This is a genomic window from Formosa sejongensis (assembly GCF_033447105.1).
In the GTDB taxonomy this organism is placed as follows: Bacteria; Bacteroidota; Bacteroidia; order Flavobacteriales; family Flavobacteriaceae; genus Formosa.
This window is the reverse complement of the sequence record NZ_JAWQUN010000048.1, coordinates 1-2,487: the sequence shown is the minus strand read 5'-3', so window position 1 is coordinate 2,487 and position 2,487 is coordinate 1. Positions and strand designations below refer to the sequence as shown.

The 2,487-nt window shown below is 32.5% G+C and carries 4 protein-coding genes; 2 read left to right on the top strand and 2 right to left on the bottom strand.

Annotated features, from left to right (window positions below; translation table 11 throughout):
- Positions 1-139: 139 nt before the first annotated feature.
- Both R6X41_RS19675 and R6X41_RS19670 read right to left on the bottom strand, forming a co-directional pair.
- Positions 140-631: a DUF2335 domain-containing protein gene (locus tag R6X41_RS19675; protein ID WP_318502063.1), complete on the bottom strand. Its 492-nt coding sequence runs from the start codon at positions 629-631 to the stop codon at positions 140-142.
- A 6-nt stretch (positions 632-637) separates the two neighbouring features.
- The gene (locus R6X41_RS19670; protein WP_318502062.1) at positions 638-877 is read right to left on the bottom strand and encodes a hypothetical protein; all 240 of its coding nucleotides are present in this window, start codon (positions 875-877) and stop codon (positions 638-640) included.
- 292 nt (positions 878-1,169) lie between these two features.
- Here R6X41_RS19670 and R6X41_RS19665 point away from each other — a divergent pair, with 292 nt between their 5' ends.
- Positions 1,170-1,649 (top strand): hypothetical protein, encoded by a 480-nt coding sequence (locus R6X41_RS19665; protein ID WP_318502061.1) that lies wholly within the window; start codon positions 1,170-1,172, stop codon positions 1,647-1,649.
- Positions 1,650-1,837: 188 nt separating this feature from the next.
- Positions 1,838-2,209, top strand: coding sequence for a transposase (locus R6X41_RS19660; protein WP_318502060.1), 372 nt, complete (start codon positions 1,838-1,840; stop codon positions 2,207-2,209).
- The last annotated feature ends 278 nt before the right edge of the window (positions 2,210-2,487 follow it).

Here is a 2,487-nt window from a genome sequence, read left to right as displayed (position 1 = left end):
TTTCACAAATCAACATTATTGCTTAGATTTGTGCAACAAGAGCCGTGTGAGGGGAGACTTTCAAGCACGGTTCTGTGAGAGGCTTAGGGTGAAAATCCCTTTGCCTACTCGATTACAACAACGTTAGCTGTAATTTGAGCTACTCTTCACTGTCTCTATTTTGAGATTTCTTTCCTAAAACAAACACAGAAACTAAACTAACAACTGTACCACCTGCTATAATTCCACCAACAATATCTTGTCCAATTGTTGCCAAATAAGTTCCACAACCTATTCCTGCTAAACCTATTATTAAACCAAAAACTTGTCCAGCCTTACTTTGATATGACTGACTAATAACCATTTTGCTTTCGATAGAGATACGATGATTTTGTTGATTTTCTGCCATTTTCATAATTCTATCAGCACCATTAGTAATAACAGAATCGTACCTAATTAATGTTTCTGCATCAGGCAATGGTCCGGAATGTGATTTTTCTTGAATTAAAGTTACAGATAAACTTTGTAAAATCTCACGTTTTTTAGTTTTTGACAAACCTTCAAATACTTTAGGATTGATATTTGTCAATTCTTCCTCTAACTCTTGTAATTCTTCAGGAATTTTACTTCTTACAGGTTTGTTACTACTCAAGTGTATCTATTTTAAACAAAGTTTATTATGATTTTCTTTTTTGAAAGACTTTTTTGCAGATTTAAAATCGTCCCCAACATTCATCCAATCAGACCTTAATGCTTTTCTATCAGCTTCATCATCAGATTTTGAATAATTATAATCAAAATAAGAACCTGCAATATTAAGAACACTTCCTAAACCTACTAAAAAATTGTTTTTAGGTAATAAAAAATCAGTTCTATATTTCACTTTTCTCTTTTTCATTTTACGGATAACGGTTTTGTGTATGAGTTTTGAATCATTCATATGCTATAAATATAATGTATTTTTCTACATATTGTCAACATATCGTTCTAAATTAAGACAAAATTAATAATTTAAATAAAAACTACAGCTAACAACGTGTAAAAATAATTGCTTTGGCAATTGCCTACTTGGAAAATTCCTTCGGAATTTTCTCTGGCTCGTGAATGTTTACTAAATTAGTTGCTTAACCACGCAACTATCCTTACACAAGACCGTTGCCAGTAATTTGAGAAAAACATTCGTAATCATATTGACCTTAATCGGATTTGTAACATTTGGACAAGAAAAAAAGCTTGACCGAATTGATTATGAAGTGAATATAATTGAGTCTGACTCGACTCTGACGGAATTTGAATTTGATTGGGTGGAATTGACAGGAATTGTAACCGATGGTGGCGGAATTTTAAAAGTCTGGCGGAATAAAAATCAAATCTGTAAAATCGTTGAGGAAATTGGACTTTCTTACGGACGAATAAAAACTACGATATATTTAGAAAGTGGATTACCAATTAAAATAGTAGAAACGGAAGAGAATTTCGGACAAAAGAATGGCGAATTAAATTATAACGAACTGAATGAGATATTTAAAGCGACAATTTATGTTTTCGACTGGGAAAATGACGAAAGTAAAATTGAGCGAGTTGGTAAGAGAGTTTTAAGCGAAGGAAATTGCGCAACTTTTGATTATGAACCGATTTTAGAACGTGCGAAAAAAGCAACATCGGAATAAAAAAACTACTGGCAACACCGTATAAAAAAAATTGCTAGTTTTAGCTAAACCAAAGTTAGTTGCTTGTTTGCTAGCTTCTGATTTTCCTTCGGAAAATCCTCGCACACAAACACGCAACTTTCCTTATACATAAACGTTGTAAGCAATAATGACTTGTCCTGAAAAAAGGCTACATAATTTACACTATTATGTATAAAAATGACAAAGTAATTAGACGTTACAGTGAACCTTTCAAATTAAAAATCTTAGCAGAACTTAGTACTGGTAAACACACAAAGAGCGAACTTTGCAAGCTCTATTCTATTGCACCAACAACAGTCAATGTATGGATTAAAAAGTACAATCGTACTGACTTAATGAACACCAGAGTAAAAGTGGAAACAAAAGACGAAATATCTAGAATTAAAGCACTTCAAAAAGAAATTGAACAGCTTAAGAAGCTACTACTTAAAAAGGATCTCGATGCCATGGTAGAGGAATCCTATCTAGAAGTAGCCGCAGAAGATCTCGGTTACAAATCTATTGCTCAACTAAAAAAAAAGTTAAGTATAAAGCCTTAATTAAAGCTAAAGAAAAGTCTAAGGGTTTTGCTTCTTTAAACACTATAACTCATTGTTTTGGACTTAAACGTGATGCCTATTATAAGCATAAAGAAAGAGCTGATAAACGTTTAAAACTAGAACAACAGATTATTGAGATCGTTAGAAAAAGACGCAAAACCCTTCCTAGAGAAGGCGTGCGTAAACTCGAAAAATCATTGAAAGACGATTTTGCCAAAACTAACTTAAAAGTCGGGAGAGATACTTTATTTAAAGTCCTTAGAAAATATAACATGCTT